This is a genomic window from Neptunicoccus cionae (assembly GCF_014643735.1).
Lineage (GTDB): Bacteria > Pseudomonadota > Alphaproteobacteria > Rhodobacterales > Rhodobacteraceae > Amylibacter > Amylibacter cionae.
In genome coordinates this window covers 150,562-172,823 of the sequence record NZ_BMKA01000005.1, presented here as the reverse complement: position 1 = coordinate 172,823, position 22,262 = coordinate 150,562, and the positions used below count along the sequence as shown (strand labels likewise).

23 protein-coding genes are annotated in these 22,262 nt (G+C 54.6%); 16 read left to right on the top strand and 7 right to left on the bottom strand.

Going from position 1 to position 22,262, the window contains the following annotated elements; all coding sequences use genetic code 11:
* Nucleotides 1-328: 328 nt before the first annotated feature.
* The 3 genes from IEX10_RS16395 to IEX10_RS16385 all read right to left on the bottom strand — a co-directional run bounded on the left by IEX10_RS16395 (nucleotide 329) and on the right by IEX10_RS16385 (nucleotide 3,373).
* A complete protein-coding gene (locus IEX10_RS16395) occupies nucleotides 329-1,840 on the bottom strand; it encodes a tripartite tricarboxylate transporter permease (protein WP_188677847.1) in 1,512 nt (503 codons plus the stop codon).
* Between the two features lies 1 nt (nucleotide 1,841).
* The gene (locus tag IEX10_RS16390; RefSeq protein ID WP_188677844.1) at nucleotides 1,842-2,324 is read right to left on the bottom strand and encodes a tripartite tricarboxylate transporter TctB family protein; all 483 of its coding nucleotides are present in this window, start codon (nucleotides 2,322-2,324) and stop codon (nucleotides 1,842-1,844) included.
* Between the two features lie 62 nt (nucleotides 2,325-2,386).
* Nucleotides 2,387-3,373, bottom strand: a complete 987-nt coding sequence (locus IEX10_RS16385; RefSeq protein ID WP_188677842.1) for a tripartite tricarboxylate transporter substrate binding protein — start codon at nucleotides 3,371-3,373, stop codon at nucleotides 2,387-2,389.
* Nucleotides 3,374-3,480: 107 nt separating this feature from the next.
* Here IEX10_RS16385 and IEX10_RS16380 point away from each other — a divergent pair, with 107 nt between their 5' ends.
* The 3 genes from IEX10_RS16380 to IEX10_RS16370 are packed head-to-tail and all read left to right on the top strand — an operon-like array spanning nucleotide 3,481 to nucleotide 6,489.
* Nucleotides 3,481-4,149, top strand: coding sequence for a response regulator transcription factor (locus tag IEX10_RS16380; RefSeq protein ID WP_188677839.1), 669 nt, complete (start codon nucleotides 3,481-3,483; stop codon nucleotides 4,147-4,149).
* The gene (locus tag IEX10_RS16375) at nucleotides 4,139-5,503 is read left to right on the top strand and encodes a sensor histidine kinase (RefSeq protein ID WP_188677837.1); all 1,365 of its coding nucleotides are present in this window, start codon (nucleotides 4,139-4,141) and stop codon (nucleotides 5,501-5,503) included. Before IEX10_RS16380 ends, IEX10_RS16375 begins: the two co-directional genes overlap by 11 nt.
* Nucleotides 5,482-6,489: an ABC transporter substrate-binding protein gene (locus IEX10_RS16370; protein WP_188677833.1), complete on the top strand. Its 1,008-nt coding sequence runs from the start codon at nucleotides 5,482-5,484 to the stop codon at nucleotides 6,487-6,489. The genes IEX10_RS16375 and IEX10_RS16370 overlap by 22 nt, the downstream gene beginning before the upstream one ends.
* A 102-nt stretch (nucleotides 6,490-6,591) precedes the next feature.
* Here IEX10_RS16370 and IEX10_RS16365 read toward each other — a convergent pair whose 3' ends face one another.
* Together IEX10_RS16365 and IEX10_RS16360 are read right to left on the bottom strand one after the other, a co-directional pair.
* The gene (locus IEX10_RS16365) at nucleotides 6,592-8,058 is read right to left on the bottom strand and encodes a pyridoxal phosphate-dependent decarboxylase family protein (protein ID WP_188677830.1); all 1,467 of its coding nucleotides are present in this window, start codon (nucleotides 8,056-8,058) and stop codon (nucleotides 6,592-6,594) included.
* The gene (locus IEX10_RS16360; protein ID WP_229678600.1) at nucleotides 8,055-9,110 is read right to left on the bottom strand and encodes a PLP-dependent cysteine synthase family protein; all 1,056 of its coding nucleotides are present in this window, start codon (nucleotides 9,108-9,110) and stop codon (nucleotides 8,055-8,057) included. The genes IEX10_RS16365 and IEX10_RS16360 overlap by 4 nt, the downstream gene beginning before the upstream one ends.
* Before the next feature lie 133 nt (nucleotides 9,111-9,243).
* Here IEX10_RS16360 and IEX10_RS16355 point away from each other — a divergent pair, with 133 nt between their 5' ends.
* Nucleotides 9,244-10,827 (top strand): winged helix-turn-helix domain-containing protein, encoded by a 1,584-nt coding sequence (locus IEX10_RS16355; RefSeq protein ID WP_188677824.1) that lies wholly within the window; start codon nucleotides 9,244-9,246, stop codon nucleotides 10,825-10,827.
* A 472-nt stretch (nucleotides 10,828-11,299) separates the two neighbouring features.
* Here IEX10_RS16355 and mdh read toward each other — a convergent pair whose 3' ends face one another.
* Both mdh and IEX10_RS16345 read right to left on the bottom strand, forming a co-directional pair.
* Nucleotides 11,300-12,262: a malate dehydrogenase gene (gene mdh / locus IEX10_RS16350; RefSeq protein ID WP_188677821.1), complete on the bottom strand. Its 963-nt coding sequence runs from the start codon at nucleotides 12,260-12,262 to the stop codon at nucleotides 11,300-11,302.
* 277 nt (nucleotides 12,263-12,539) lie between these two features.
* Nucleotides 12,540-12,851 (bottom strand): hypothetical protein, encoded by a 312-nt coding sequence (locus IEX10_RS16345; protein WP_188677818.1) that lies wholly within the window; start codon nucleotides 12,849-12,851, stop codon nucleotides 12,540-12,542.
* Nucleotides 12,852-13,204: 353 nt separating this feature from the next.
* Here IEX10_RS16345 and IEX10_RS16340 point away from each other — a divergent pair, with 353 nt between their 5' ends.
* The 12 genes from IEX10_RS16340 to IEX10_RS16285 all read left to right on the top strand — a co-directional run bounded on the left by IEX10_RS16340 (nucleotide 13,205) and on the right by IEX10_RS16285 (nucleotide 22,148).
* A complete protein-coding gene (locus IEX10_RS16340) occupies nucleotides 13,205-14,077 on the top strand; it encodes an HpcH/HpaI aldolase/citrate lyase family protein (protein ID WP_188677867.1) in 873 nt (290 codons plus the stop codon).
* A gap of 11 nt (nucleotides 14,078-14,088) precedes the next feature.
* Nucleotides 14,089-14,661, top strand: a complete 573-nt coding sequence (locus tag IEX10_RS16335; protein WP_188677816.1) for an NnrU family protein — start codon at nucleotides 14,089-14,091, stop codon at nucleotides 14,659-14,661.
* Nucleotides 14,658-14,861 carry a DUF1737 domain-containing protein gene (locus IEX10_RS16330; RefSeq protein ID WP_101654712.1) on the top strand — a complete coding sequence of 68 codons (204 nt, stop codon included), beginning with the start codon at nucleotides 14,658-14,660 and terminating at the stop codon, nucleotides 14,859-14,861. The genes IEX10_RS16335 and IEX10_RS16330 overlap by 4 nt, the downstream gene beginning before the upstream one ends.
* Nucleotide 14,862: 1 nt before the next feature.
* Complete coding sequence (locus IEX10_RS16325; RefSeq protein ID WP_188677813.1) at nucleotides 14,863-15,897, top strand: MaoC family dehydratase; 1,035 nt, start codon at nucleotides 14,863-14,865, stop codon at nucleotides 15,895-15,897.
* 314 nt (nucleotides 15,898-16,211) lie between these two features.
* Nucleotides 16,212-16,598, top strand: coding sequence for a succinate dehydrogenase, cytochrome b556 subunit (gene sdhC / locus IEX10_RS16320; protein WP_188677810.1), 387 nt, complete (start codon nucleotides 16,212-16,214; stop codon nucleotides 16,596-16,598).
* A 12-nt stretch (nucleotides 16,599-16,610) separates the two neighbouring features.
* Nucleotides 16,611-16,991 carry a succinate dehydrogenase, hydrophobic membrane anchor protein gene (sdhD, locus tag IEX10_RS16315; protein ID WP_188677807.1) on the top strand — a complete coding sequence of 127 codons (381 nt, stop codon included), beginning with the start codon at nucleotides 16,611-16,613 and terminating at the stop codon, nucleotides 16,989-16,991.
* A gap of 15 nt (nucleotides 16,992-17,006) precedes the next feature.
* Nucleotides 17,007-18,812 carry a succinate dehydrogenase flavoprotein subunit gene (gene sdhA / locus IEX10_RS16310; RefSeq protein WP_188677804.1) on the top strand — a complete coding sequence of 602 codons (1,806 nt, stop codon included), beginning with the start codon at nucleotides 17,007-17,009 and terminating at the stop codon, nucleotides 18,810-18,812.
* 9 nt (nucleotides 18,813-18,821) lie between these two features.
* Nucleotides 18,822-19,133 (top strand): hypothetical protein, encoded by a 312-nt coding sequence (locus IEX10_RS16305; RefSeq protein WP_188677801.1) that lies wholly within the window; start codon nucleotides 18,822-18,824, stop codon nucleotides 19,131-19,133.
* 28 nt (nucleotides 19,134-19,161) lie between these two features.
* Entirely contained in the window at nucleotides 19,162-19,449 is a 288-nt protein-coding gene (locus tag IEX10_RS16300) for a hypothetical protein (protein WP_188677798.1), read from the top strand.
* Nucleotides 19,446-19,775, top strand: a complete 330-nt coding sequence (locus tag IEX10_RS16295) for a hypothetical protein (RefSeq protein ID WP_188677796.1) — start codon at nucleotides 19,446-19,448, stop codon at nucleotides 19,773-19,775. The genes IEX10_RS16300 and IEX10_RS16295 overlap by 4 nt, the downstream gene beginning before the upstream one ends.
* Nucleotides 19,776-19,889: 114 nt before the next feature.
* Nucleotides 19,890-20,669, top strand: a complete 780-nt coding sequence (locus tag IEX10_RS16290; protein ID WP_188677793.1) for a succinate dehydrogenase iron-sulfur subunit — start codon at nucleotides 19,890-19,892, stop codon at nucleotides 20,667-20,669.
* A 291-nt stretch (nucleotides 20,670-20,960) separates the two neighbouring features.
* On the top strand, nucleotides 20,961-22,148 hold the full coding sequence (locus IEX10_RS16285) for a type III PLP-dependent enzyme (protein ID WP_188677790.1): 1,188 nt from the start codon (nucleotides 20,961-20,963) through the stop codon (nucleotides 22,146-22,148).
* The last annotated feature ends 114 nt before the right edge of the window (nucleotides 22,149-22,262 follow it).

Genomic DNA, 22,262 nt, shown 5'->3' with positions numbered 1-22,262 from the left:
AACGACAGCCCAACCAGCCGCCCAGTACAACGGGCGGAACGATAAGCCCGCGACGAACGCCGCGAGGCGGCCAACCCCTCAGATCACGGCGACTTTTTCAACAAAATAAGCCCGAAGTGTGAATTCGTTTTTTGTGCGGCGTGCGCTCAAAACATAATAATTGCGGCAGGAGCGCAGTTTCGCATGCCGCGCCGCCACCAGAAAAGCAGTCCTTTGCTCATGGCCCAGCGAAATTCTTAAAGTGAATAATAGCCTAAGAAACAAAGCCGTTTGTGGTCGTGAACATGCCAATGATCGGTTTCAATTATCTGCTAACATAGAAATATTATTAGTCGCCATCTGCGACACCCTCCGCGCGTAATCGTGCGCGACGTGCTCTGAAGCTAGGTAGGACGATCAAGATCGCAGCGATGATCAGCAACCCGAGTGTCATTGGGCGTTCCCAGATGAATGAAATGCCGTCGAATAGCTGCATTGAACGCGAGAGGTTATCTTCCAGCATTCCACCTAAAATAAATCCGATTAACAGTGGAGCCAACGGATAGTCCGCGAACTTCAAAGCGGTTGCACAGACGCCGAACCCAACGAGAATTAGCAATTCTGTTGCATTGTTCTGTCCAATGTACGCACCCATCAACGTAAAGAACAAAATGAATGGGATAAGGAAATTGCGTGGGATTGCCAAAATTTTGGCGATGTAGGGGATGAGTGGCAGGTTGAGGATAAGCAGAACCAAATTGCCGATAAACATGGACATGATTACCGCCCAGAAAATTTGCGGCTCATCAATCATCAAACGAGGGCCGGGTGAGACATTGAGCGCAATGAGCGCGCCCAAGAGGATCGCCGTGGTGCCAGATCCGGGGATACCCAAAGTCAGCAATGGCACGAATGATCCCGTGCAGGCCGCGTTGTTTGCAGTTTCAGGAGCAGCGAGACCTTTAATCGAACCATTCCCGAACTCGGCTTGCTCTTTTTTGCTGGCAAGGTTGCGCTCGACAGCGTAGCCTAGAAAGCTGGCGATCGTCGCGCCGGCACCGGGCAAAACGCCGATAAAAAAACCTTGGAGTGATTGGCGACCAATAACGGGCGCTATGGCCCGTGACTCTTTGCCAGTGATGCGCAGATCTTTGATATCAGCGCCGGCACTGTCTGCTGCTTTAGGCTTCAGCACCAAGAAGAGAGCCTCAGGCAGCGCGAACATTGCCATTGCGAGTGTTATGAAGCCAAACCCCGTTTGCAGATCCATGATCCCGCCTGTGAAGCGCGGGAGACTGAACAAGGTGCCTTCGCCGACCGTCGCCATGATCAATCCGAACACTGTCATCAAAATTGCTTTGGCGACTTGGCCTGTCCCCGCGAAGGCTGCAATTGCTGAGAGACCGACGACCATCAATGCGAAATACTCAGCTGAGTGGAACAACAAGGCGACAGACGATAGCATAGGCGCAAAGATCATCAACAAGATCGCGCCGATAGTGCCTCCAGCGAAACTCGAGATCGCGGCGATGGTAAGTGCTTTGCCAGCCTTGCCTTGTTTGGCCATCGGATAGCCATCAAAACTGGATGCGACTGTGCCTGCGACGCCGGGCGCGTTTAGCAAGATTGACGATGTGGAGCCACCAAAGATGGCACCGTAGTACACGCCTGCTAGCAAGATAAGTGCGGCAGACGGATCTCCCAAGGAGATCGCAACAGGGATCATGATTGCGATGATGGACATGGGGCCGAGGCCCGGAAGCATGCCGATGAACGTACCAATCAGGCAACCAGCAATGACCATTGCGAGGTTTTGGAATGACATTGCCGTTTGCAGGCCGATGAGAAGTCCTTCTAGCATATTAACCCCCTAGAAAACCAGGCAATGGACGCATGTAGATGCCCAGTACCTGTTGCACCAGATACCAAACGATCATGGTGGTAATGATTGCGATGGACGCCATTAAAAGCCACTTTCGTTCGCCCAGAATGAATGCGCCAAAGAATAGAAATGATGTTGTGGAAATGATGAACCCGACAGGGCGCAGACAGATCGCGTAGGCGACCATCAAGCAAAGAAGCACAATTGCTTGGCCAAGTTTATATTCGTGCAAACGGCGATAGTCGATCTCGGCTTCTTTTGGCTCAGACTTCTCGATTCCGAATAAAATCACGAGGCTTGCACCGATAGCGAGAACCGATAGCGCTTTAGGGAACGTACTTGGCCAGATCGGGTTGCGTCTCATGAAGGGCGCGAGATTTGCATCCATCGTGAACCAAGCCGTGTATCCGTAGACCAGACATATGCCTAAAAAAATAAGTGCGATCCAGCGATCCAGAGCCATAATCTTTCCCCTGTAAATAAAATGGGCGGAGCCGTTTCCAGCTCTACCCGAATGGACTTCTTTTAGAGGAAGCCCAATTTCTTCATCAGATCGCCGATAACTTTTTCTTGGTTCTCTAGGAACGCTTTAAAGTCATCGCCCGGGTTGTGGATGTTGACCCAACCGTTGCGGGCACGAACAGCTTCCCACTCAGGTGTTTCGTACATCTTGGCGATTGCATCCTGATAGGCCGCAGTCTTTTCCGCTGACAGACCCGGTGCGCCAAAGAAGCCACGCCAGTTCACAAAGCTCATGTCGATGCCTTGTTCTTTCATTGTCATCGCGTCTGCTGCCGCTGGAACGCGTTGGTCAGATGTCACACCGATGATCTTCACTTCGCCTGCATTCGCAAGATCAACCGCCTCAGAGAAACCTGTTGAAAGCGCTGCAATTTCACCTGACAGAAGGGCCGCCATTGCCTTGCCACCTGCGTCATATGGAATGTATTTCACGTCAAGCGCGTCTTTGCCCGCTGCTTCCATTGCCATAGCGGCGACAAGGTGATCCATACCGCCGGGAACAGAGCCGCCGCCGATTGCAGTACCAGATGGATCCGCGTCGTAGGCCGCGATCAGGTCTGCCATCGAATTCACTGGGCTGTCCTTGTTCACAACTATCGCTGCGTAGTCACCGATTGTGCCTGCAACAAGCGTCAAGTCACGGAAGCTTTGCGGGAATACACCTGTAAGGGAACGGATCACAATAGGGGTCGAGTTGACCATCAACGTGCCTTGGTTGCTATTCGCGTTTTCGATCAAGAAACCGATGGCTTTGCCACCGCCGCCGCCAGACATGTTCTCATAAGATGCGCTGCCAACAAGGCCCGCACCGGTCAGTGCTTCGCCCGTGCCGCGCGCTGTGCCGTCCCAGCCGCCTCCGGGGCCACCTGGAATCAAGAAGTGGATGCTGTCCACAACCTGATGGTCATCCGCTTGCACTCTTGATGTAAATCCAACCGCGGCAACCGCTGCGGCGATAAGGGCTCTGCGGCCCAGATTAAAAGTCGTCATGATTTTCCTCCCAATTGACAACTGCCCGCACTGCGGCTCAGTTACGTGCATACAACCACAAGAACCTGACACTGACCTGACATTCTCTTGAGAAACCTTGATCGCACATGAAATTCCTTCTCGTTGAAGATAATAAAGAACTTGCTGACGCCATATCTTCGCGGATGCGTCTGGATGGTCATGTCATTGAGCATGCAGAAAATTTAGCTGATGCGAGAGCTTTTGTTGAAGTCGGTGAATACGATCTGATCCTTCTTGATATCATGCTGCCTGATGGGGATGGGCGAAGCTTTCTGAAAGCACACCGTGCCAGCGATCACGACACGCCCGTGATCGTTTTGACCGCGCGTTCTCAGGTGTCTGATCGAATCGGATCGCTCGACCTAGGAGCGGATGACTACCTAACAAAGCCCTTTGACCACGCCGAACTTGAAGCACGATGCCGCGCGGTTCTTCGCCGCAAAGCCGGCAAAACCAAAACCGTTATCGAGTTGGGTGGCATCGTTTTCGACCCGCTTGCTGGACTTCTTTCGGTGAATGGTGAAAGCGTCAATCTGCGAAACCGCGAATTGCGTCTTTTTGAACTTTTGATCAATTCGCCAGGGCAGGTTTTTTCTAAGCAAAAACTTTCGGATCGTTTGTTCTCTTATGACGATGATGTGTCCGAAAACGCGATTGAGGTCTATATCGGCCGGCTCAGAAAGCACCTTGAGAATTCAAGTTTGAAGATCACTACGCTGCGCGGACTTGGATATAGGCTCGATCATGTCCGCTAATATGGCCACGTCTGGCTCCCTTAGAAACCGACTGGTTTTGATCCTTGTAGGGGGCGCTGCAATCCTTGCGTATTTACTGTTTTTCGCGATCCGCAACTACGCAACACAGGTCGCGCAGCAGGGCCAAGACAGCATTCTTTCTGCTTCGATCACGTCGATCTTGGATGCCGCAGCAATTCAGGGCGATGTTGTCGAAGTCGACCTTCCCTATGCGGCTTTTTCGATGCTCAGCACTGCTTTTGACGATCAAATTTTCTATGCAATCTATCAGGATGATGCGTTTTTGTCTGGATATGAGACGCTGGCCATCGCAGGCGTCGCAGCGCGCGAAACTGTTTTCAATACTGTCGACTATCAAGGAACCCAAGTTCGTGTTGTCACGGCCAGCCGCACGTTGATTGGCAAAGACAAACGCACGCAAATTCGCGTGGCATTGGCTCAAACACAAGACGCGCTGGCGGGAACTTTGCGTCAAATCTCGCGAAATGCGGCGATTTTTGGAGCAAGCTTCTTTCTGTTGGCAACGCTGTTATCGTTCTGGGCGACATCAAGCACGATTGGACAGTTGAACCGCCTTACCAATTCGGTGACGCGTCGTGGTCCCCAAGACTTAAGCCCATTTCACAAGCCAGTCCCGTCAGAAATGTTGCCACTTGTAACGTCGTTGAACTCTTTGATGGCGCGACTTGATCACACCCTAAAGCAATCCGAAGACTTTATCGCAGAGGCTGCGCACCGTGTCCGAACGCCGCTTGCGACGGTGCGTTCTTATGCAGAAGCGACGTTGCAAAGGGTGGATAAGGAAGAAAATAGGCAAGCGATGCGTTCAATGGTGCGGGCGATAGATGAAAGTTCGCGCGCCGCTGGGCAACTACTGGATCACGCGATGATCACCTTTCGCGCCGATCATCTTGAACAGCAAGACGTCGATCTTTCAGCTTTAATTCACGACTTGGTCGAGCGTTTGAAGCCGATTGCAGAAATGAAAGACCTCACCCTTCGCTTGCACAGTGACGCGCAAGTTCCTTACAAAGGTGATGCGATCCTACTTCAAAATGCAGTGCGAAACCTGCTCGACAATGCGTTGAAATACTCGCCTAGTGAAAGCGTCGTGGACATTCATGTAACCTGCACGCCAAACGTGGAAATCCGCGTTTGTGACAGTGGTAAAGGGTTCCCAAAGGGCGAACTTGATACGTTGGCCATGCGGTTCAAGCGTGGCATGAACGCCGAAGGAACGATTGGGTCAGGCCTTGGTCTGACTATCGCGATGGATGTCGCAGTGGCGCACAATGGGACGTTGCGTCTTTCAAACCAAGCGGAGGGCGGCGCATGCGCATCATTGTTGCTTTAACGATTTGGATACTTCCGCAGCTTGTACTTGCCCAAGACTGGGAAGATCGCCGTTTGTTCGAGAATGAAGGTGCGGAGCGAACGCTCCGAATTATTTCCAGCACCGACACTTCACTATTTGCCCCGATTGTCGAAGATTTCCTGAGCAAGAACCCAGAAGTTTCCGTCGAATATCTGGTGAACGGAACGGCTGACATCGATCAGATATTCAGGGCAGACCCCGATAAATATGATCTGCTCATTTCCAGTGCAATGGATTTACAGCTTAAAACAGCAAATGACGGGTTGGCGTTACGCTTAAGTGACGTCGCGCATCCGCCTTGGGCGCAGTGGCGACAAAGCCTGTTTGCCTTCACTTCAGAACCCGCTGCAATCGTAGTGAACAAAGCGGCTTTTGCAGATCATCCATTACCGCGATCCCGTCAGGAATTGATTGAGTCTCTGCGCGCAAGACCGAATGTCTTCAAGGGTCACATTGGCACTTATGATATACGACAATCCGGCTTGGGTTACCTATTTGCGACCCAAGATGCGCGCGCATCTGAAACCTTTTGGCGTTTAATGGAGGTCATGGGTGCTTTGGATGTTCGCCTTTATTGTTGTTCGGGTGACATGATCGACGATCTGTCCGATGGGACCATCGCTGTCGCGTATAATGTCCTTGGAAGCTACGCCAGTGTTCGCGTTGAAAGCGAAGATCAAATCGAGATTATTTTACCGTCTGACTTTCCGACCACGATGATGCGCACTGCGCTCGTTTCAAAAGATGCACCACAACCCGAGATCGCCGTAGAATTTGTGCAGCACTTGATTAGATTGCAATCGGATCACTCCAATGACGTTTTCTTGCTGCCCTCCCTGAGGGCCCAAGAAAGCGATGTTGAACGCGCCACGATTGCTCTTGAACCTGCACTAATGACATTTCTCGACAAGCTCAAAAGGCGCAGGTTCATCGGGGAATGGGAAAATGCGGTGATTCAGAAATAAGTTCGCCAAACATGCCATTGCGCCCATTCCTTTAGATTGAAGTTTATCTGGCTAGTCTTGCGACAGCCATTGCCAAAAGGCTCTTAGGTTCAATGTTAGCAACTATTGATTGCTGCCCTCGCGCAAGTCCAAGGCCAGTTTTGGGTACAAGCGGCGAATTTCATCAACTAGAATGTCTATATCCTTTGAGAGAGTGCGATGATTTGCGATGGCACAGCGCAGTGCATAGATGGATCCGACGCGGGTATCCGATAACGCAACTAAGCCGCCTTCCTGAAGACGGAGCATAATCTCACGGTTCAAATCTTCAATATCTGCCTCGGAGAGGCCCGGCGGATAGATGCGAAAACAAACGATGTCTAGCACGGGTTCTGCCAACAGTTCCATGTCCGGATCGGCACGAATACGGTCCGCTAGGAACTCAGCTTGAGCAATGTTTTGATCAATCAAACGACCAAATTTTTCAACGCCATGTTCTTTCAGGCTCATCCATACCTTTAGCGCACGGAAACCGCGTGACGTCTGAATGCCAAAATCATGGAGCCAATCGGCAGCGGCTACGCCGCGCGGTTCCTTTTCAAGATACGCTTGGCTGAGTGCGAACGTATCGATATGTTGCGCTTTGTCTTTAACAAGACAACAGCCGACCTCAAACGGAGCGTGGAGCCATTTGTGCGGATCGAGAGCAACAGAGTCAGCCCGTTCTAAACCCACAAGCTTTCCACCGTTCTTAGGAGCGATCGCCGCGAGCGCACCAATACAACCATCCACATGCAACCAAAGACATTCCTCTTCCGCTAGATCCGCAAGAGCAGGCAAATCGTCAATGGCACCAGTGTTAATCGTCCCAGCGGTTGCGATGATTGCAACTGGCTGGATCCCGTTCGCGCGATCATTGGCAATCTGATGGCGCAACGCGGTAACATCCAAAGTGTAGTCTCCTTTGCACGGAAGCAGCCGCAGTGATGAACGGCCAAGGCCGAGCACCTCCATAGCGGTCATATGGCAGCCATGAATTTGATCGGATGCATAGAAAGCCAAATTCGCGTTCCCCAATCCATGTTCCCGAATTTCCTGCTGACCCAGTGCTTCGTTCCGCGCAACGGTGAGGCCAATCAGATTGGCGACAGAGCCACCGCTGGTTAGAGTGCCGCTTGCCTCCGCAGGAAAACCGGTCATGGTCTTAAGCCAGTCTACCACTTGTCGGTCCATCAGGGCCGCTGCATGGTTTCCCCCGCCTAGGTTTGACCCCAAAGCTGCGGCGAGAAAGTCACCCAATGCGCCGGTGAAATTGCTGGACCCCATATACCACATCCAAAATCTCGGATGGATGTTGCCCATAGGATAGGGCAGTAGGTTGGTCTTGATCTCGTCGAAAACCTTGTCCAACGGCTGACCGTTCAGCGGGATTGGTTCTTTATAGGACGCACGCACTGGATCGGGCATGTCTTGCCAAACAGGCGCATCGCGAACTTCTGAGAGGCGGCTGATTGCTTCGTCCACCATGCGATAAGCGGTGGCCCGCATCGCCTCCCAATCGGCAGGGTCTAGCGTTTCTTCTTCCTTCATTGTGCAGGTCCTGACGCCATCTGCGACCTGGGGGTCGACATCGATATCGCACGTTCTTCCGACGTCATTTCAGGCTCTATGCTGTCAAACATGGGTGTCGAAAGATAACGCTCAGCGGTATCCGGCAACATCGCAAGAATGATCGAACCCGGAGGCGATTTGGCGGCAACTTGCACCGCGGCCAAAACGGTGCCACCTCCGGAGATACCGGTTAAGATACCTTCGTGTGCTGCAAGTTTCAGCGCCATGGCGATGGCTTCCGGACCAGCGACAGGCATCAGCTCGTCAAAGAAATTGTTGTCCAATGCCTCTTGTAAGACTGCAGGGATAAAATCAGGAGACCAGCCCTGGAACGGATGAGGCTCCCACGCGGGGTGGCCAGATACAGGGCTCCCATCTGAGCTTCGCTTTTGTGCGATACCGCTTTCAATCAGGCCAGCATTTCCCGGTTCCGAAAGGATGATCCGAGTGTCTGGCGACTCTCGGCGCAAGACACGCGCGGTGCCTGTTAGGGTGCCTCCAGTTCCAAAACCTGTGACGAAATGCGTAAGGTTTTTGTGCGCAAAGTCCGCAATGATCTCTGGTCCGGTCGTCTGCTCATGGACCTTTGCATTGGCAGAGGTCTCAAACTGGCGCGCCAAAAACCATCCATTTGCCTCCGCCAGTTCAATCGCCTTGTTGTACATGCCAATTGCTTTGTCTGCACGCGGGGTCAACACAACCTTCGCGCCAAGCAACCGCATCAACTGCCGCCGCTCAACCGAGAAGCTGTCGGCCATGACAATGACCAACGGATAACCCTTGGCCGCGCAAACCATGGCGAGGCCAATCCCCGTGTTGCCGCTGGTCGCCTCAACGACAGTTTGGCCCGGCTTCAAAGCACCGGATATCTCCGCCTCCTCGATAATACTCATGGCGAGCCGGTCTTTCACGGAGGCCGCGGGGTTGAAAAATTCAGCTTTGACGTACAGTTCCACATGATCGGGTGCCAAGTTGTTGATGCGAACGACGGGTGTTTTGCCAATCGTTTCGATAATATTATTATAAATCATAGCATTGCCTTTCACATTCATTGGGTGGGAATTAGCGCTTCATTGAATAACCATAACTGGCCCAGTCGGTGCTAGCTTGTAGAATGGCTGTAGAAATAGTGCAGATGGGCCTGATTTCTGCTAATAGGTTGTCATGATTTACTGTTTCGGGAATTTTCAACTGGACCAACCGGCAGCCGAATTACGGCATGCGGACGGTCGCGTCATTCCCCTTGAACGACAGGTGTATCTGCTTCTTAGCTTGTTGGTCAAAAATGGCGAACGCATCACAACCCATGACGAGATCATAGATGCAATCTGGCACGGCGCAGATATTTCTGACGCCGCCATCGCAAGCCGTGTTCGGTCTGCCCGCGCTGCAATTGGCGATAGCGGAGTGCTGCAGAACGCAGTTCAAACGGTTCGTGGGCGCGGCTTTCGCTTCATCCTGCCTGTAACCACTAGGGCCGATGCCAGCTTGACTGCAGCGACAACCGCCAATGAGGGCGTCGCTCCCTCAATAGCGGTGCTACCCTTTGAGGCCTACGGGGAACTAGATCAAGCGAGGGTGTTCGCCCCAGCCCTTGCCCATGAACTCATCGTATCGCTGTCCTTGACAAAATGGCTGACAGTCATCGCTCGCGCGTCGAGTTTTCAACTACTCGGTCTTTCAAACGCCCAACTAATGAGCGAGCAACTGGATGTAAGTTACGTGCTGTCCGGTGCGGTCGAGATCACTGGATCCAATTTGGTCGTTTCCCCGATCTTGACGTCTACAAACACGGGAGAAGTAATCTGGGCGGAGCGATACACCGGCCCGATTGACGATATTTTCCAGATTAAAGCTGATGTTACAAATTCAGTTGTGGCAGCCGTCGAATTCCAAGTGCCGCGTCACCAAGCATCACTAGCCTTAAGGCAAGAAATCGACTCCCTTGATGCATGGAGTTTTTTTCATTTGGGGCTCAATCATATCTACCGGTTCACCGAGAAAGATAACGCGCTTTCGGCGCAGTACTTTGAGGAAGCGCTTGCCCGTGCTCCAGATTTTGCACGTGCGCATGCGGGGCTTTCTTTTGTAGCTTTCCAGCGCGCGTTCACCGGCTTTGGATCTAACCGGGCCGCTGCTGCGCGGGATGCCCTGAGCGCAGCAGAGAAAGCGATGGAGCAGGCACCGGACGACCCTTTTTCAAACTTCGTTCTCGGGCGCAGCCATTGGGTACTGCAAGATCTGGATACGGCTGCACATTACCTGAGGCGCGCGGTCACACTCAATCCGAACTATGCCCAAGGTCATTATTCACTGGGGTTGGTTCAGGCCCTGAACGGTGCCGTCGATCATATTGACCGACGTGCAGATCTGGCAACACGGCTCAGTCCTCTCGATCCGCTTCTCTATGGTATGCATGGGATGAAAGCTTGGGTCAGGTTCAACCGATATGAGTGGGCAGAGGCCGCTTATTGGGCGGATCTTTCAGCCCGCACACCGGGCGCGCATTTTCTGATCGATATGCTGGCAGCCATGACACATCAGGCCAGCGGGAATACGAAAGACGGCCACACGTTTGCAGCGCGCGCGCGCGCGCCGCCCGGACGCCAAATTGAGCGATTTTTTATCGGCGTTTCCGCTACCTCAAGGACCAGCAAGAAATACCGTGAATACAGCCCTTGCCAAGCTCGGTTTCTGACGCGGTTATGTAAAAATTTCATTTCTATGAAACAAATTGAGCTCCATTAAGCCGTTCGGTTTATGGGAAGGGCGGAACGGTGCGGTAACCGCAGAGATGTTGGGTTGTTTGACCTAAGAGCGGACCTTCGCTGCGCTAGACACCACAGACCGCTAGGAGCCGTTCATGTAACATTACGAACTTCACTTTCTGCTAATAGCTGCCGCACATTCTGGTCGCGACGAAAGACGTTACTCCGCCCCGTGGTGTCCGACTACGCGATTAAACACCATTCCCGCCATCGCGTGAGGTAGGCCGTCCGAGAAGCGACGTGTACGAGTTACCGACTGCAATGCGAAAGCAATTCTTCAACCGCGAAAAGTAAGATAATATTGTAGATGCTTTTTGTATTTGATGCACTCCGACCAAGTATTATTATACATTACGGCCTTGACGATATGACCGCCGGAGGCTTCTGCCCGCGCCACACAAAAAAAGCCCCGCGAATGGTTCGCGGGGCTTTTGCATTTAAGGTCGTGCGGCTTAAGCCAGCGAGGAATCGATGCCCTGACAGGCTTCGACCAGACCTTTCACCGCGTCGACGGATTTGTCGAACATGGCTTTTTCGTCTTTATTCATGTCGATTTCGATAACTTTCTCGATGCCACCAGCGCCGATCACGGTTGGCACGCCAACATACATCCCGTCGAGCCCGTAAGCGCCTTCAACGTTTGCAGCACAAGGCAGAACGCGCTTTTGGTCTTTCAGGTAAGCTTCGGCCATTTCGATGGCGGAAGCAGCCGGAGCATAGAAGGCAGAACCTGTTTTCAGCAGGCCAACGATCTCGGCACCGCCGTCACGGGTGCGTTGTACGATAGCGTCCAGTTTCTCCTGTGTGGTCCAGCCCATTTTTACCATGTCTGGCAAAGGGATGCCTGCTACTGTGGAGTAGCGTGTCAGCGGTACCATTGTGTCGCCGTGGCCACCCAAAACAAAGGCTGTGACGTCTTTGATGGAGACTTTGAACTCATCCGCAAGGAAGTGACGGAAGCGTGCGCTGTCCAGAATACCTGCCATGCCGCAGACTTTTTCTTTAGGCAGGCCGGAAAATTCGCGCAGCGCCCAAACCATCGCATCCAGCGGGTTGGTGATGCAGATCACAAAGGCGTTCGGTGCGTGTTTCGCAATGCCTTCGCCAACGGATTTCATCACTTTCAGGTTGATGCCCAGCAGGTCGTCACGGCTCATGCCGGGTTTGCGGGCTACACCTGCGGTTACGATACATACATCTGCGCCTGCGATGTCTGCATAATCGTTCGCGCCGCTCATGGTTGCGTCGTAGCCGTCAACTGGTGCGGCTTCGGCGATGTCGAGCGCCTTGCCTTGTGGAACGCCTTCGGCAATGTCGAAGAGGACAACGTCGCCCAGTTCTTTAAGGGCTGCCAGGTGGGCCAACGTGCCACCGATCTGGCCTGCGCCGATCAATGCAATCTTTGCTCTCGCCATGTTTCAAACTCCCGTGTGATGTGAAACTCGACCGTGTGCTACCGCCATTGGGTAGGCAGAGCAAGGCTCATTTGGTTCGGTCTGGCTGAGTTATCCTTAACGTGATCGAGTAAGCTGTTGATCTAAAGAGGATAAGTTGAAAAGTGTGCTGGCGCTGGGGCGGGGGTGAATCCGCCACGACCTGCATGCCGTTGTATACAGTTGATTCGGATTTCGGCACTTTCAGTGATCGGCGCGATCCGGCACAAGGCTGGTTTCGCGCCGCGATTTACGCTGGTCAGGCTTTTTCACCGTCAGTGTAAGCGTCATCCAGCGTTTCATAGGAGTCACCCGCCGCGACAAGGCAAGTCATACCGTTTGGCAGGGTGATCACAATTGTCCAACTGCCGCTGTTGTCACTGGCGAACACCTCGACCACGCCATTATTTGCGGCCAGTCCAACAGACCTGCGGGTTTCGCCGTATTTGGACTGGAGCCGCTCCACCACTTGGGTGCGTTCGGCACAACTTGCCTGTTGGGAATAGGCGGGGCTATGGGCCAGAATGACGCCTAGGAACCCCAGCGACAGTGCGAAAAGGAATTTCTGCATGTGTAGTCTCCGTTCTTTCAACGGGGCAGGCGAAACCGGCCTTGTTCTTGATGATCCGCGCCGACGACCCGAAATTGGTCTGATGTGATCACAGGGCTGCTTCCGGTCCATATTCAGGTGGCCAGCCGGCCGACCCGTTCCCCTGTGAAGGTGTGGGAGTAGACTGACCCTAAAAGCGGAAAAAATTGGTTAACGGCGCGGACTTTCAAAAGGGTGCGTGATGGGTGCGCAAGAATGCTGCGTAACTATGGCGCATTTCGGTATTATTGTTGCGCGACATTATTGTGTTGCAGGGGAAACTGTGGTTGATCCTGAACCCGAAACCGACTTTGCATATGACCGGAGCTGCTAAGATGACCGCTGAAAACCGCCCGTACCGTTCTGTTCTTTATATACCGGGGTCCAAGACCCGCGCGCTGGAGAAGGCGCAAACACTGTCCACGGACGGGATTATCTTCGATCTGGAAGATGCCGTCGCCCCCGAAGCCAAAGCTGAAGCACGGGGGCATGTGGCCGATGCGTTGCGGGACCTTAATTACGGCAACCGCGCTTTGCTGGTGCGGATCAACGGGTTTGAAACAGAATGGGCGATGGACGATCTGGCCGCGATTCTGCCCGCCGGACCTGAATCGATCCTGCTGCCCAAAGTCTATGGTGCAGCTGACATTGAAAAGCTGGCAGAAATCTTGGACGGGGCGGAAAACTGCGCCCACACGAAAATCTGGGCTATGATGGAAACCCCTCTGTCCATGTTGAACGCGCGCGAGATTGCGGCGGCGCCGCGCATGGCGGGCATGGTGCTCGGCTCTAACGATCTGATTAAGGATCTGGGTGCGCAAACCGATCCGGCCCGCACAGCGCTGCAAGCTTCTATCGGTCTGTGCCTGCTGGCCGCGCGGGCTTACGGGCTGATCTGCATTGATGGCGTTTATAATGCCTTTAAGGATGTGGACGGCTTGCAGGTAGAGCTGGATCACGGCCGCATGATGGGGTTTGACGGAAAATCCCTGCTGCATCCGGACCAGCTTGCCCCGACAAACACCGCCTATCGCCCCTCGGAGGCCGAAATCGAACTGGCCAAACGTCAGATGGCGGCCTTCAAAGAAGCAGAAGAAAGCGGAAAAGGCATTGCAGTGCTGGATGGCAAGATTGTAGAGAATTTGCATATCGTAACCGCACGCGCGCTGTTGGCCAAAGCGGATGCCATCGCAGCCAGTGAAACCTGAGGGATACCCCCATGACGCTTCTCTACCTTGGCATCGCCATCTGGATTCTTGTCCATGTCTTCAAACGGGTCGCCCCGAGCGCCCGTGCCGCGTTGGATCGGGCAATGGGCCAGAAACCGGCGAGAGGCGTCTTTGCATTGCTGCTGGTTGTCTCCATTGTCTTGATGGTGATTGGCTACCGCGCCGAACCTTATGATCCGGTCTACGCGCCGCTGGCAGGTATAGGGCACCTGAACAACCTTCTGATGCTGTTTGCTGTCATGCTGCTGGGGGCGGGATCGTCCAAAGGCAGGATGCGCAGCTGGTTCCGCCACCCGATGCTGCTGGGCGTGATCGTCTGGTCTTTTGCACACCTACTGGTCAACGGCGATTATGCCTCTGTGGTGCTGTTCGGTTCTATGGCGCTTTGGGCTGTGGCCGAAATCCTTCTTATCAACCGCGCCGAGCCTACATGGGCGCGGCCTGAACCCGGCCCGATCAAAGGCGATATCCGCCTGTTGGTCATCTCGCTGGTGCTTTATGCCATCATAACCGGCATCCACGTCGCACTGGGCCACAATCCATTTCTGGGAACTTACGCATGATTGTTTACCGTCTGATCACCGAGGATGACACCTCGCAATTTTGCCACCGCGTGACCGAGGCTTTGTCCAAGGGCTGGTCGCTGCATGGTTCACCGTCCTATGCGTTTGACGGCGCAAACGGCGTGATGCGCTGTGCGCAGGCTGTCACAAAAGAAAGCGATCAGGAGTATTCGCCGGACATGAAACTGGGGCAGGCGTAAGATGGTTAAAACGAACGCAGGCCGCTTTTTTGAAGATTATACTGTCGGGGAAACCATTCACCACGCGGTGCCCCGTACTGTATCGGGCGGGGAGCGGGCGTTGTATCATGCGCTCTATCCGGCCCGTCATGCGCTGTATTCCTCGGATGAATTTGCCCGAGCCAGCGGTCTGCCTGCGTCCCCTCTGGACGATCTTGCAGCGTTCCACGTGGTGTTCGGGAAGACTGTGCCAGATGTTTCGCTGAACGCATTGGCCAATCTGGGCTATGCGGAAGGGCACTTCCTGAAGCCGGTTTATGCGGGGGACACACTGCGTACAACGTCCGAGGTGATCGGGCTGAAGCAGAACTCCAACGGCAAAAGTGGCGTGGTTTGGGTGCATTCAAAGGGCTTTAACCAGCGGGATGAAGTCGTCATCGACTACAAGCGTTGGGTTATGGTGCGCAAACGGGATCTGGATGCGGCCGCGCCCGACACGGTTCTGCCGGAACTCAGCAGCGTGATTGACGCGGCTGACCTGACAATCCCCGAAGGGCTGGATTTCTCTGGCTACGATTATGCGCTCGCCGGTGAACCCCACCGTGCGGCGGATTATGAAGTGGGCGAGAAGATCAACCATGTAGACGGCGTAACGATTGAAGAAGCCGAACACATGATCGCCACCCGCTTGTGGCAGAACACGGCGAAGGTGCATTTTGATACATCGGCCCGCCCTGATGGCACGCGGCTGATCTATGGCGGGCATGTGATTTCTATGGCGCGTGCCTTGTCGTTCAACGGTCTGGCCAATGCGCAGATGATTGCGGGCATCAACGCAGGTGCGCACGCGAACCCCTGCCTGTCCGGTGACACGATCCGCGCTTGGTCCGAAGTGCTCGACATTGCAGAGACTTCGGCCAATGGCGTTAGCGCAGTACGGCTGCGGTTGGTGGCAACCAAAGGAGACAGTGCAGAAATGACCCTGCGCGGGGAGGATGGGAAATACCGTCCCGACGTGCTGCTTGATCTGGACTATTGGGCTTTGATGCCGTCCTGACCCCGCTGAACCGCGCCGTTTGGCGGGGCGGTTCGCATTTGGATATTTTCCCCAAAAAGAGCCCTGCCGTTCAGGATAAGGTTGGCAGGGCTCCATTTTCGTCAAATATCCTCGCCGAAGGCAACGGTGTGGACTGTCGGTGCGGGGCGTTGTTTTTGTGATCACGTAAATATTGCTGTGATCACAAATTCGTTAAATCATGGCTAAATGGTCAAAAAACCGCACAGTAGGGGCGCAAATAATTGCGCGCTTCCCTATGACTCCGCAGAATTCTTTGCTAACAAAGCCTCAGCAAGCTGATCAAGAGGTGCCTCATGGCAGACGTGAACCGTGGCAATCGCCCGCTATCCCCACATCTATCCATCTATCGACTAAGCATTACCATGTTCGTGTCCATCGCGAACCGGATTACAGGGGCAGGCATGGTACTGGCCGCTTTTCTGGTGGTGTGGTGGCTGATGGCTGCGGCCTCCGGCCCTGAATATTACGAGATGGCAAACGGTTTCCTGACCTCATGGTTGGGCCTGTTGATCCTCGTGGGGTCCCTTTGGGCGCTGTGGTTCCACTTCCTTGGCGGTCTGCGCCACTTGGTCATGGATTTCGGCATCGGCTATGAGCTGAAAACAGTCAATTCCACCGGATGGGGCGTAGTGATTGGCAGCTTTGTGCTGACCGTCATCAGCCTGTTCTTTTTCATCTAAGGGGCGCACGATATGTCTTATAAAACTGATCTTGGCCGTGTCATCGGTCTTGGGACCGCAAATGAAGGCGTGCACGAGTGGTTTTCGGGCCGTGTGCTTTCGGTTGCGCTGGTGCCTCTTGCTGTTCTGTTCCTTTGGATTGTCGGATCGCTGATCGGTGAGGAGCACAGCACAGTTGTTGCTGCTTTCCAGAACCCGTTTAAAGCGATTGTTGTGATCCTTTTCCTACTGGTGGCGTTCAAACATCTTGCGGACGGGGCGAAAGAAATCCTGCTCGACTATGTCCACGGTAAGGCGACGCTGGCCATTTCCTTGGTTGCGACTCGCCTGATCTGTTACTTCCTAGGGGCCGCTGGTGCCTTTGCTGTTGCCAAAATCGCCTTTGCCGGCTGATCGGAGACCGAATTTATGTCCGCTTATGAATATGTAGACCACACTTATGATGTTGTAGTTGTTGGCGCCGGTGGCGCTGGCCTGCGTGCGACGCTTGGCATGGCCGAGCAGGGCTTGAAAACTGCCTGTGTCACGAAGGTTTTCCCGACACGTTCCCACACGGTTGCAGCACAGGGTGGCATTGCGGCGTCCCTGTCCAACATGGGGCCGGACAACTGGCAGTGGCATTTGTATGACACTGTGAAAGGGTCTGACTGGCTGGGTGATACGGATGCGATGGAATACCTCGCCCGTGAAGCACCCAAGGCTGTGTATGAGCTGGACCACTACGGCGTGCCGTTCTCGCGCACCGAAGAGGGTAAAATCTATCAGCGTCCGTTTGGTGGCCACACGACCGAATTTGGCGAAGGCCCGCCAGTACAGCGCACCTGTGCTGCGGCTGACCGCACCGGCCACGCCATTCTGCACACGCTTTACGGCCAGTCGCTGAAAAACAACGCCGAGTTCTTTATCGAGTATTTCGCGCTCGACCTGATCATGGCGGAAGACGGCTCTTGTCAGGGTTTGCTGGCTTGGAAGCTGGATGACGGTACGATCCACCGCTTTAACGCAAAAACGGTTGTTCTGGCGACGGGTGGCTATGGCCGCGCTTACTTCTCGGCGACCTCTGCCCACACCTGCACAGGTGATGGTGGTGGTATGGTTGCACGCCAAGGCCTGCCGTTGCAGGACATGGAATTCGTGCAGTTCCACCCCACCGGCATCTACGGTTCGGGCTGTCTGATCACCGAAGGCGCACGGGGGGAGGGCGGTTATCTGACCAACTCCGAAGGCGAACGGTTTATGGAGCGGTACGCGCCGACCTATAAAGACCTTGCCAGCCGTGATGTTGTGTCCCGCTGTATGACAATGGAAATCCGCGAAGGGCGCGGGATCGGCAAGGATGGGGATCACATCCACCTGCACCTGAACCACCTGCCACCCGAAGCACTGGCCGAACGGTTGCCCGGTATTTCCGAAAGCGCGCGCATTTTTGCGGGTGTGGATCTGACCAAGGAACCCATTCCGGTGCTGCCGACCGTACACTACAACATGGGCGGTATTCCGACCAACTATTGGGGCGAGGTGCTCGACCCGACCAGCCGCAACCACGACAAGATCTTCCCCGGCCTGATGGCTGTGGGTGAGGCAGGGTGTGCGTCTGTTCACGGGGCGAACCGTCTTGGTTCAAACAGCTTGATCGACCTTGTGGTCTTTGGCCGCGCAGCCGCGATCAAAGCGGGTGAAATCGTTGATCCCAAAGAAAGCAACCGTCCGCTGAACATGGCTTCCGTTGAAAAAGCGATGGACCGGTTTGATGCTATGCGCAATGCAAACGGCTCTGTGCCGACTGCGGAACTGCGCCTTGAGATGCAAAAAACCATGCAAGCGGATGCGGCGGTCTTTAGAACCGACAAGACGCTGGCCGAGGGCGTGGACAAGATGAAAGCGGTTGCGGCCAAGATGGATGACATCAAAGTCACCGACCGTTCACTGATCTGGAACTCCGATCTGATGGAGACGCTGGAACTCGATAACCTGATGCCAAACGCTCTGGCAACGATTGTCGGGGCCGAGGCGCGTAAGGAAAGCCGTGGCGCCCACGCCCATGAGGACTATCCCGATCGCGACGACAAGAACTGGCGCAAGCACACGCTGGCGCGGGTTTCTGGAAATGAAGTCAAACTGACCTATCGTAATGTTCATGTTGATCCGCTTACGCCGGAAAAAGAAGGCGGCATCGAGCTGAAGAAAATCGCGCCCAAAGCGCGGGTTTACTAGGAGCGTTTCGTGACCAAAGGGTATCCAGTGCTGCGCAGTTTGAGGATCGGGCTCTGCCTGAGCCTTGGCCTTGCCAGCATGGCGGAGTCTCGCCAGCGGATACCCCTAAGCGCCGCAATTGCGCAGTGCGACACGCAATCCCTGCGATACAGCCGGAAGATCGCGGATGGCGGGGCGAACACCCCGTCCCGTGAGAAGCTGAACCGTCAGTACCGGACCTGCGTCTACGCCAAGTCCGGCCACTATCCGCCGCAGCCCAAAGTGGCACCGGGTCTACGGATCTCGGGAACGGCGCGGCTGGGTATCGTGGTGCGAGACTGACAGGATGGGGGATCACATGGGGCATGGGATGACAAAAACACTGACCGCCGGTTTGCTGCTGGTTGCGCTTGGTGCAGGGCAGGGGGCCGCGGCCCGTCAGGCGCAAATGACGCTGGAACAGGCTGTTGAGGTTTGCACCGAGCGGGCGGTAAAATTTGGCCGCAAGCCTTGGGGGCTATACGGTGACGAACCGCCGCCCTATCGTGTTCAAACCGATTATCGTGCCTGCGTCTGGGCCTATTCCAAACAATACCCCAACGCACCCGTCAAATACCGCGATCCTGCGCCTACAGTTTTAAGGAACTTGTTCAAATGATGCGATTTTTTGGTTTACTTGCTCTTGTCCCACTGGGGGTCGCCTGTACTCCGGTGACAGAGGATCAAACGCCCGATGTGTCCAAAGCTGAGAAGCAGGCGCAGGTTCAGGCCTATTGCACGCAAGAGGCAAAAAGCTATGCCAGACGGCCTCTGGTGATTGCGGATGACACTGGCCGTATCCAGATCGGGTTGCAGGCGGTGCTGCCGGATCAGGCCGCTGTGAACCAATACTACGCAGACTGTTACCGCGCGCAATATCGCAATCGTCCCGCAAAGGGCAGCACTGCACCAGATGATATTCCCAGCCTGCCAGCCTATGGCTAGGCGGACGCCCCCGAACCAAGACCGATGAAGATGGACTGGAACCCTCCCCAGCCAGAATGATAAGAAAACGACACGCACGCGAAGATCGAACGCGCAGTTAGGAAGACGCATAAAATGGTAGAACTCACCCTTCCCAAGAACTCCCGTATGACTGTTGGCAAGACATGGCCAAAACCCGAAGGCGCCACCAATGTGCGGGCGTTCAAGATCTATCGTTTTGATCCGGAAACCGGGGAAAACCCGCGCGTTGATACCTATTACCTTGATATGGATGCCTGCGGCCCGATGATTTTGGACGCGCTGATCAAGATCAAGAACGAAATCGACCCCACGCTGACGTTCCGCCGGTCTTGTCGCGAAGGGATTTGCGGATCGTGTGCGATGAACATCGACGGGATCAACACGCTGGCCTGTATCTATGGTCTGGACGAGGTGAAGGGCGAGGTGAAAATCTACCCGCTGCCGCACATGCCGGTTGTAAAGGATCTGATCCCCGATCTGACCCATTTCTACGCCCAGCACGCCAGCATCATGCCGTGGCTGGAAACCAAAACCAACCGTCCGCAAAAGGAATGGCGCCAGTCGATTGAAGACCGCAAGAAGCTTGATGGTCTTTATGAATGTGTGATGTGTGCGTCCTGTTCTGCGTCCTGCCCAAGCTACTGGTGGAACGGCGACAAATACCTCGGGCCAGCGGCCTTGCTGCACGCTTACCGCTGGATCATCGACAGCCGTGACGAAGCCACGGGTGAGCGTCTGGACGATCTGCACGACCCGTTCAAACTGTACCGCTGTCACACGATCATGAACTGCGCGCAGACCTGCCCGAAAGGTCTGAATCCTGCGAAAGCGATTGGCGAAATCAAGAAGCTGATGGTCGAACGCACCATGTAAGGGACGGAACGTTCGTTTCCCCCGACCGAATTAAAAGGCAGTCGCACAGCGCGGCTGCCTTTTTTGTGGGTAATCAAGGGGCTTGGGTGGCTCGGGGCCGGCGGCGACAGGAAAATACAATCGGCGTGATTATTATTCTTGCCACGACTCATATTTGGCCCCATATGCCCGTTCAAGACGCCAACGCACGCGCCTCTGGCACGATGGTCTAACCGCACGGTTATGTAGCGACGGTAACGTCTCCTTTGGAAATGAGCGGTCATAAATGGCCGGTTCTAGTGGAGATGCATCATGAATGCTTTTGTCGCCGACTTCGCGGTCGCTAAACCTGTAACTGCCCCTTCTGTTCACCGACAGTTGCGTCTGGAAACCTTCCTGCGCACAGCACGGTTCGACCGTCCGACACTGGTCCTGGACATTGATCAGGTCGAAGCCCAGTATCATGCGCTGGCCGCTGGTCTGGGGAACGCCCACATTCACTATGCAGTCAAAGCAAATCCGGCTGACGCTATTCTGGCGCGGCTGGTGCAACTTGGGTCCGGTTTTGATGCGGCCTCCCGCGCTGAAATCGAAATGTGCCTGTCCCACGGCGCAGACCCTTCGCGGATTTCCTTTGGCAACACAGTTAAGAAGGCGTCTGACATTGCTTTCGCTTATGGCGCGGGCATCACTCTGTTTGCAGCCGACGCCGAAGAAGAGCTTGAAAAGATTGCAGAACATGCCCCCGGCGTGCAGGTGTACATCCGCCTGATCGTAGACGCCTCCGAGGCCGACTGGCCCCTGTCCCGCAAATTCGGCTGTGCCCGTGACAAGGCGCTGGCCTTGCTGGGCTATGCCCGTGATTTGGGTCTCGATCCGGTTGGTTTCTCTTTCCATGTCGGATCACAAACCCGCAAAGCAGAGATGTGGACAACAACGCTCGACCAGATTGCGGGCATCTGGCACATGGCGCGCGCCCAAGGGTTCGATCTGTCGCTGCTCAACATCGGTGGCGGCTTTCCCGCCTTCTACGGCGAGGAAATCGAAGCGGCGACGCCATATGCCGCCCGTGTCATGGACCTGATCCGCGCCCGGTTTGGTGCTGTACCCCGTCTAATGGCAGAACCGGGCCGCGGGCTGGTGGCTGCGGCTGGTATGATCGCTGCCGAGGTGCTGCTGGTGTCGCGCAAATCAGACAGCGACATGCACCGCTGGGTCTACCTTGATATTGGTAAATTCTCCGGTCTTGCAGAAACCATGGATGAGGCGATCCGCTATCAGTTCATTACGGACCGCGACATGGAAGAGACCGGACCTTGCATTCTGGCCGGCCCAAGCTGCGACAGCGCCGACGTATTGTATGAAAAACGCCCTGTGAACCTGCCGCTGGGTCTGAAATCCGGTGACCGTTTTCTCATTCGCAACTGTGGTGCTTATACCTCGACCTATGCTTCGATCGGGTTTAACGGCTTCCCGCCGTTGGATGTGGTTGTGATCTGAACAGCCGCGACCCATGCAAGGCCACAGCTTTCGGGCTGTGGCTTGTTTTGTTGCTAACCCGCTCATTCGTCGCGATAAAGTTTCAGCTACGTATGGAATGCACGGCCATCCACC

Bases quoted from the DNA above. Each gene is read 5' to 3' on its own strand.
- IEX10_RS16395 (WP_188677847.1), bottom strand. From the start codon at position 1,840: ATGCTAGAAGGACTTCTCATCGGCCTGCAAACGGCAATGTCATTCCAA.
- IEX10_RS16390 (WP_188677844.1), bottom strand. From the start codon at position 2,324: ATGGCTCTGGATCGCTGGATCGCACTTATTTTTTTAGGCATATGTCTG.
- IEX10_RS16385 (WP_188677842.1), bottom strand. From the start codon at position 3,373: ATGACGACTTTTAATCTGGGCCGCAGAGCCCTTATCGCCGCAGCGGTT.
- IEX10_RS16380 (WP_188677839.1), top strand. From the start codon at position 3,481: ATGAAATTCCTTCTCGTTGAAGATAATAAAGAACTTGCTGACGCCATA.
- IEX10_RS16375 (WP_188677837.1), top strand. From the start codon at position 4,139: ATGTCCGCTAATATGGCCACGTCTGGCTCCCTTAGAAACCGACTGGTT.
- IEX10_RS16370 (WP_188677833.1), top strand. From the start codon at position 5,482: ATGCGCATCATTGTTGCTTTAACGATTTGGATACTTCCGCAGCTTGTA.
- IEX10_RS16365 (WP_188677830.1), bottom strand. From the start codon at position 8,058: ATGAAGGAAGAAGAAACGCTAGACCCTGCCGATTGGGAGGCGATGCGG.
- IEX10_RS16360 (WP_229678600.1), bottom strand. From the start codon at position 9,110: ATGATTTATAATAATATTATCGAAACGATTGGCAAAACACCCGTCGTT.
- IEX10_RS16355 (WP_188677824.1), top strand. From the start codon at position 9,244: ATGATTTACTGTTTCGGGAATTTTCAACTGGACCAACCGGCAGCCGAA.
- mdh (WP_188677821.1), bottom strand. From the start codon at position 12,262: ATGGCGAGAGCAAAGATTGCATTGATCGGCGCAGGCCAGATCGGTGGC.
- IEX10_RS16345 (WP_188677818.1), bottom strand. From the start codon at position 12,851: ATGCAGAAATTCCTTTTCGCACTGTCGCTGGGGTTCCTAGGCGTCATT.
- IEX10_RS16340 (WP_188677867.1), top strand. From the start codon at position 13,205: ATGACCGCTGAAAACCGCCCGTACCGTTCTGTTCTTTATATACCGGGG.
- IEX10_RS16335 (WP_188677816.1), top strand. From the start codon at position 14,089: ATGACGCTTCTCTACCTTGGCATCGCCATCTGGATTCTTGTCCATGTC.
- IEX10_RS16330 (WP_101654712.1), top strand. From the start codon at position 14,658: ATGATTGTTTACCGTCTGATCACCGAGGATGACACCTCGCAATTTTGC.
- IEX10_RS16325 (WP_188677813.1), top strand. From the start codon at position 14,863: ATGGTTAAAACGAACGCAGGCCGCTTTTTTGAAGATTATACTGTCGGG.
- sdhC (WP_188677810.1), top strand. From the start codon at position 16,212: ATGGCAGACGTGAACCGTGGCAATCGCCCGCTATCCCCACATCTATCC.
- sdhD (WP_188677807.1), top strand. From the start codon at position 16,611: ATGTCTTATAAAACTGATCTTGGCCGTGTCATCGGTCTTGGGACCGCA.
- sdhA (WP_188677804.1), top strand. From the start codon at position 17,007: ATGTCCGCTTATGAATATGTAGACCACACTTATGATGTTGTAGTTGTT.
- IEX10_RS16300 (WP_188677798.1), top strand. From the start codon at position 19,162: ATGACAAAAACACTGACCGCCGGTTTGCTGCTGGTTGCGCTTGGTGCA.
- IEX10_RS16295 (WP_188677796.1), top strand. From the start codon at position 19,446: ATGATGCGATTTTTTGGTTTACTTGCTCTTGTCCCACTGGGGGTCGCC.
- IEX10_RS16290 (WP_188677793.1), top strand. From the start codon at position 19,890: ATGGTAGAACTCACCCTTCCCAAGAACTCCCGTATGACTGTTGGCAAG.
- IEX10_RS16285 (WP_188677790.1), top strand. From the start codon at position 20,961: ATGAATGCTTTTGTCGCCGACTTCGCGGTCGCTAAACCTGTAACTGCC.